Consider the following 6,421-nt stretch of genomic DNA (forward strand, 5'->3'; position numbering starts at 1 on the left):
ATGACCGTCCTCCTTTGTGGATCATCGCAGACCCACCTTGGCACATTGATGCCGTCGGGGGGCGGTCACATCATCAACGCCTCTTCTCCCCACCGTTGCAGTTGGTTGGAGCAAGGACAGCGGCAACGTCGATCAAGACTTCTTTCGTGTCTCGCGATTGATCGGATAGCCGCTTGCAGGGCCTTTGACCGGCTGAATCAGCATCCGGTCGAGCCACAGGTCGCGCGTTGTCCGGAATTGTTCGATGCCGATGGACATGGCCTCGTGCCCGGCTTTCGGCTGCGTCTTGTAGGTGCCAAGCAGCCTGTCCCACCAAGGAAAGTTGAAGCCAAAATTGCTGTTCGTCTCTTCAGGTCGGATCGAGTGATGGACGCGGTGCATGTCTGGCGTCACCACGATCAGTCGCAGGACCCGGTCTGCGATCCGCGGCATCCGGACATTGGAGTGATTGAACATGGCGGTCGCGTTCAACAGCACCTCGAAGATCAACACAGCAACCGCAGGCGGGCCCAAAGCCATCACCACAGCCAGCTTGATCCCCATCGAGAGCAGAATTTCAACCGGATGAAAGCGCAGGCCCGTGGTAACGTCAAACTCAAGGTCAGCATGATGCATCCGGTGAAGCCGCCACAGCGCGGGAACCGCATGGAACATCACGTGCTGCAGGTAGATGACCAGATCGAGAACAATGATCGAGACGAGCACCGCGACCCACCCGGGCATCTCGATGACATTGAAAAGCCCCCAGCCACGATCCTGGGCCAACACCGCCAATCCGACCGCCAGGACCGGGAAACTCAAGCGCAATACGATGGTATCGATCACCACGAGGCCCAGATTGTTGGTCCAGCGGATCACCCTCGGGATCTCTTGCCTTCGCCGGGGCGCCGCAAGTTCCCAGATGGCCATGGCGACCAGAACACCGAGAAACACGATGAGGCGAAGCTGTGGCTCGGTGGCAAGAAGGGAGTCTGTCATCGGTTTTTTCGGAGCTTTCGTTTTGCGGTCCGCACGGCATGAAAGTTAGGTCACTGTGAACTGCGCCATCATACCAGCATCTTCATGCTCGAGAATATGGCAGTGAAACATGAACGGTGTCTCGCGGCTGGCGGGCTGGTCGAACCGGGCGAGAATCTCGGCCTCGCCGGGCACCAGCACGGTGTCTTTCCAACCGGTGTTCTCGGGTCGCGGCGGGCTGCCATTCTCGGTGATCACCCGGAAGCGAATGCCGTGGACGTGGAACGGGTGGGCGATCATTGTGCTGCGGATCTGCCAGCGTTCCACGGTTCCCCGCGCGACCTCGAAATCGATCCGGTCCATGTCGAAGGGGCGTCCGTTGATCGCAAAGCCGCCCCCGCCCATCATCATGCCGCCCATGCCCATGTCGAGCGAGACCTGCCGCGTCGCGATCTCGGCGCCCGACAGGTCCGCGGGCGCACCGTCCAGTTGTTCCGGCAGGCGGGTGATCCGCCTGGCCAGTGCTGTGTCGACCTCGAACTGCAGGACGCCGTAAGCCTGGTCCGGATCGCTCATCAGCACAGGCGCGCCGCCTGACGAGAAATCGACAAGCACTTCGGCCCGTTCGCCGGGGGCGAGGCGCAGCACGTCCAGCACGACAGGTGCAGGTAGAAAGCCACCGTCAGTTGCCACCAGATGCATGGGACGGATATCGTCGAAAAACAGCGTGTAGATGCGGGAATTCGAGCCGTTGAGCAGGCGCAGTCGCACGATCCCTTGCGGCACAACCGCCGTTGCGCCCACCTGACCGTTGACGAGCATCCTGTTGCCGGTGAACCCGTGCATCATGTCCATCATGGAGGGGTTGTATACCATGCGTCCGGAGGCATCGAAGCGGCGATCCTGCAAGACCAGCGTCAGATCGTCGATCCCGTATGTTGAGGGCAGACCGCGCGCGTCGTCCTGCCCGTCGGTCACGTGAATGACCCCGGCCAGTCCGAAATAGACCTGTTGTGCGGTGCGTTCGTGGATATGCGAGTGATACCAGGCGGTCGCCGGGTCCTGCGCAATGGACATCTCCGGTTGCCATGTTGCACCGGGTGCGATGGGAAGGTGCGGGCCGCCGTCATGCTCTCCTGGTACAAGAAGGCCGTGCCAATGCGTGCTGATGGGTTCATCCAGATTATTCTGCACTTCAGCGGCCAAGTCGCCGTTCTGCATCAGGATCGTCGGCCCCAGATATGCCTGATTGAACCCGGCGGTCGCGACGCGGCGACCGCCGGCAAAAACGGTACTGCCCGGGGTTGCGCTCAGCGCCAGCCGCCCCGCCGCTCGTGTATCGAGAAGCGGCGGCATCGCAAGCCGCGTTCGCGGCGCCTGGCCCTGCGCAAAGGCGCGTCGGACAGGCGTTTGGCAAACGAGGCCGGCGGTCAGGATCGCTGCCGGGGTCGAAGTCAGGAATTGGCGTCTTTTCATGCTGATCTTTCCAGGCTTGGTTGGGCGCGTCCCCGAGCCAGACCCTCCAATGGCAGTGACGTTTGACGGAACACGGGATTGAAGCCGCTCCAGCCGCCTGAAGGTGCGGCGGGAGACTGAAATGGCTCCAAGCGTCGCGGATCAGTCAGCAAGCAGCTTCTTGCGCTCAGCAAACTCTGCTGAATCGATTTCGCCCTTGGCATAGCGCTCCTTCAGAAGCGCAAGGGCACGGTCGTGCGCGGCGTGACTGCCGACGGCGGGTCCGGCCACACCGAACAGGCGCAGCAGATATATGATCCCCGCAACAATTCCGACCACGATCAGAATCATGAATATCGGTCCAAGAACCATTCCAAAGCCTCCCCACTGGGTACCACCCCACATCATGTCATGGCCATGATGGTAGAGGTCGTTTCGACCCGGGATGTTCCCGACCTGTGCCATCGTCGACGTCGCGGCGACGCAAAGTGCGCCCGCGACGCTTGAGCCTATCGTCCAATACCGGAACTCCATTCTTCAACTCCTTTTGGATTGCCAGCAACGCCACCTACCCGCCTACCCTAAGCGCAGTCGCCTGCTCTGATTATGATGCAGATCAATGCGCCAAGGAAAATCAACGCCGATACTGGACAAGCCGTGCCAGCATGAGTCGGTCGCATTCTCTCACGATTGGGCGTTCCTGTAGCCGCTTCGCACTTCGCCACTTCGCAGAAATGGAGATGAAAATGAAACGCCGCGCTATTCCTCGTCGTAAGGTGACACTTGCGGCAGGCTTGACGTTCATGGTCGGTGCCACCGCCTTTGCTCAGCAAACCAATCCGCAAAGTGGCATGGCGATGATGTCCGATGGCCTTTTGATGCCCAAAATGAATGCCGCAGAAGGGCGAAAGCTTTTTGCCGCGAAGGGTTGCGTCATGTGTCACTCGGTCAACGGTGTCGGCGGCGAGGACGCGCCGACGTTAGATGCCGCAACCATGCCACTGCCCATGAATCCTTTCGAATTTGCCGCCAGAATGTGGCGGGGTGCACCTGCGATGATCGCGATGCAAAAGGATGAAATGGGCGGCCAGATCGAATTCACCGGGGCCGAATTGGCCGACATCATCGCCTTTGTGCACGATCCTGAGGAACAGACGCGTTTCACAGTGGACGACATCCCCGCGGAGATGGCTGCCCGGCTGGAAAAGATGGAAGACGGGGAAGCAGACTGATGGCCGGCTTGTTCGGTGAATATCGGTGCTTCACGCAGCCCGGTTGCGACCTACATCCTGACATCGCAGTCATGAAGTGCCGAACCAAACCTTCAGCTTGACTGCACAAGGCCGATTCCGGCGCGACCGCGCCGGATTACTGCACTGATAACTCAGAATAAGGATTTGATTGCCATGAGTTACACTATCAATCGGATGTTCCGCGAGGTGCCGTTTGACGACATCGAGGGCCGCACCCGCGCCGCCCTTGCCGATAACGGCTTTGGCATCCTCACCGAGATCGACGTCAAGGCAACGATGAAAAAGAAGCTCGATATCGAGATGCCAGCCTACCGCATTTTGGGCGCCTGCAACCCGAAGATGGCGCATCAGGCGATCGGGATCGAACCACGGGTCGGTGCGATGCTGCCCTGCAACGTCATCCTGCGAGAGGTCGAGGGAGGCGTCGAAGTCAGTGCCATCGACCCGGTAGCGTCGATGATGGCCGTCGACAATGCCGAGTTGACGGCCGTTGCGGGCCAGGTCCGTGACCTTCTGGCCAAGGCTGTCGAGGCGATCTGAAATGAGACTGCGCGCCGCCATCCTCTTGGTGCTGGTGATCGTCGGGACCACCCTGCTCGGTGTGTGGCTGTTCGCGCCGTCGGTGTTCGCTCAGGCACGTGGGCTCATGGACGGTGAGAGCCTAAAATTGCTGGTGGCGCGCGCAGGGATCTGGGGGCCTGTCGTGATCGTCACGTCGATGACCGTCGCGGTCGTGGCGAGCCCGATACCGAGCGCGCCGATCGCGCTGGCCGCCGGGGCCGCATACGGACATCTCTGGGGGACCGTGCAGGTCGCCATCGGGGCAGAGGCCGGGGCACTGATCGCGTTTGGACTGGCGCGCGTTCTGGGGCATGACGCCTTGCGACGGGTATTCGGGGATCGGGTGGACGCCGGATTGCTCGGCTCGCAAACCGCGCTGACGGTGACGGTCTTTGCCAGCCGCCTGATGCCCTTCGTGTCCTTCGACATGATCAGCTACGCGGCGGGGCTCAGCCGGCTGCACGCCTGGCGCTTCGCTCTTGCAACGCTGGCGGGCATCTTACCGGCCAGCTTTCTGCTGGCCCATTTCGGTGGTGAGGCGGCCAGCGGAGACCTCGGGCGGGCGACTTGGGCGGTGCTTGGCCTTGGGCTCGTGACGGGATTGCCGTTGCTTTGCATGGCATGCCGGCAGAAAGAGAGGGAGGAAACCTGATGGCCACGATCAGTCCAAGGCGGTCGCGTTTGAGTAATGCGCTTTGGCCGATCATTCGCCGGTTGATCCTGATGACGCTCCGCAGGTCCGCCAAAAGGGTGCTCCTGACCCGTGACATTTCTGAAAACGACCAAGCACCGCGCCGCTGGTTGGTGCAGCATGTCGATCGGTTGATCTCCAAAGTCGCGGCTGTGGCGGACGATCTATGCCCGGTCGCAAATTTCGATGCTTTGCCGAAGGCTGGCAATCGGCTGATGGTCGAAATGGCAATCTTCACCAGCGCCGCCTATCCGGTCCTGCTCGACGATGATGTCCCGGCAGACAGCGCCCGCGCTCTTGTGGTGGACGTGGGCTGGGAATACTATGCCCGACTTCTGCGCCTGACGTCCCTTCCGTTCCGGCTGACATCTCGCGATCCGGGTCGGCGGCTGCGGTGAACGATCCGGCTTTTGCTTCGGTTTCCATTCAGTGCACCCGGCGCCCCCGGTTATACCGTGGATGTACGCACCGAAGGCCCTGACATCCTGACCTATTTCACGCATTGCTCGCCGCAGACGTTCGTACGCACACTGATCGCCACCCAGGCGGATGGTGGTGATCTGGCAGCGTTTCGGCAAAGCTGGTGTCCAGCACACTTGTCCGATGCATCCCCGAAATCTTGCGCGATGCACCCGGGGGCTACCCGATCTGCGGCATGGTGCTGGAACCGATGCTGCCTTCGGATGAACCCGGCGAGGAAGTGACGGATTTCACTCGCCGTATGTGGATCTCGGCTGCAGCGGCTGTGCCGCGGATTGTCCTCACAATGGGCGTGCTGGTCGGCCTTCCGGTGCGCAACTGGACCGGGCTTCAAACCGACAGCAAACAGGAGTTTGTGCTGGCCACGCCGGTCATTCTCTAGGCAGCGGTGCCTTTCCTTCGGGCCGCCCGGGATTCGCTCGAAAACCGGTCGCCGGACACGTGGACGCTGATCAGCCTCGGTGTCGCGGCGGCGTATCTCGATTCGATCTTCGCGACCTGTCTGGCGGGCCTGTTCCCCGAACAGTATCGAATGGGTCACGGCGATCTTCCGACGGTTGTCGGCGTAGCGGTCCCTGCCTTCGTTGTGTGGGTGATCTTCGAGCCAGAACCCGCCCTGATCTTCGCCATCGTCCCGGCCGTCTCGGTGTTGAGCATCGCTTGCCCCTGCGCACTGGGTCTCGCCACGCCGATCTCGACCTTCACGGCGGACCGCGCATCACGACCAACACCGCAAAGCCCTCAAGCGTGAGCTGCGGCACACCTAGCAGCGGCAAATGCTGGTCGGACTGCGGCAGGTCGCTGTGTGGCGCGCCTTTGTGCTACTCGTGTCGCCATGTCGGTATGGCGGCAGGGAGGCATCATGAGCCACGGCCATGGGAAGGGGGGCGAGTATATGGGGAACCAGAATTGAAAACCGAAGTTTTCGCCAAAAAACAAGGGAAAGTTGGTGCGGTCGAGAGGTACCATACAACAATCGCACCGTGTTGCAGGGTGCCTCACTTTCTGCTTATAGTGCCAGAGG

At 61.1% G+C, this 6,421-nt stretch carries 7 protein-coding genes and 1 pseudogene; 5 read left to right on the forward strand and 3 right to left on the reverse strand.

Features of this window, described 5'->3' with window-relative positions:
• Window positions 1–132: 132 nt before the first annotated feature.
• The 3 genes from FOY53_RS22260 to FOY53_RS23525 form a co-directional block, all read right to left on the reverse strand.
• Window positions 133–978: a sterol desaturase family protein gene (locus tag FOY53_RS22260; RefSeq protein ID WP_146592491.1), complete on the reverse strand. Its 846-nt coding sequence runs from the start codon at window positions 976–978 to the stop codon at window positions 133–135.
• Between the two features lie 45 nt (window positions 979–1,023).
• Window positions 1,024–2,313 carry a multicopper oxidase domain-containing protein gene (locus FOY53_RS22265; protein WP_246107519.1) on the reverse strand — a complete coding sequence of 430 codons (1,290 nt, stop codon included), beginning with the start codon at window positions 2,311–2,313 and terminating at the stop codon, window positions 1,024–1,026.
• Window positions 2,314–2,574: 261 nt separating this feature from the next.
• Window positions 2,575–2,946, reverse strand: a complete 372-nt coding sequence (locus tag FOY53_RS23525; protein ID WP_222435329.1) for an SHOCT domain-containing protein — start codon at window positions 2,944–2,946, stop codon at window positions 2,575–2,577.
• Between the two features lie 212 nt (window positions 2,947–3,158).
• Between FOY53_RS23525 and FOY53_RS22275 the strand changes: the two genes are divergently transcribed.
• The 5 genes and pseudogenes from FOY53_RS22275 to FOY53_RS22295 all read left to right on the forward strand — a co-directional run.
• Complete coding sequence (locus FOY53_RS22275; RefSeq protein WP_246107520.1) at window positions 3,159–3,644, forward strand: c-type cytochrome; 486 nt, start codon at window positions 3,159–3,161, stop codon at window positions 3,642–3,644.
• A 174-nt stretch (window positions 3,645–3,818) separates the two neighbouring features.
• Entirely contained in the window at window positions 3,819–4,205 is a 387-nt protein-coding gene (locus tag FOY53_RS22280; RefSeq protein ID WP_146592493.1) for a DUF302 domain-containing protein, read from the forward strand.
• Window position 4,206: 1 nt separating this feature from the next.
• Window positions 4,207–4,878: a TVP38/TMEM64 family protein gene (locus tag FOY53_RS22285; RefSeq protein WP_146592494.1), complete on the forward strand. Its 672-nt coding sequence runs from the start codon at window positions 4,207–4,209 to the stop codon at window positions 4,876–4,878.
• A 152-nt stretch (window positions 4,879–5,030) separates the two neighbouring features.
• Complete coding sequence (locus FOY53_RS22290) at window positions 5,031–5,315, forward strand: hypothetical protein (protein WP_222435330.1); 285 nt, start codon at window positions 5,031–5,033, stop codon at window positions 5,313–5,315.
• 151 nt (window positions 5,316–5,466) lie between these two features.
• A pseudogene (locus FOY53_RS22295) lies at window positions 5,467–5,992 on the forward strand (heavy metal-binding domain-containing protein); the annotation flags it as partial.
• Window positions 5,993–6,421: the final 429 nt, after the last annotated feature.

It is taken from the genome of Puniceibacterium confluentis, from assembly GCF_007923445.1.
Lineage (GTDB): Bacteria > Pseudomonadota > Alphaproteobacteria > Rhodobacterales > Rhodobacteraceae > Puniceibacterium > Puniceibacterium confluentis.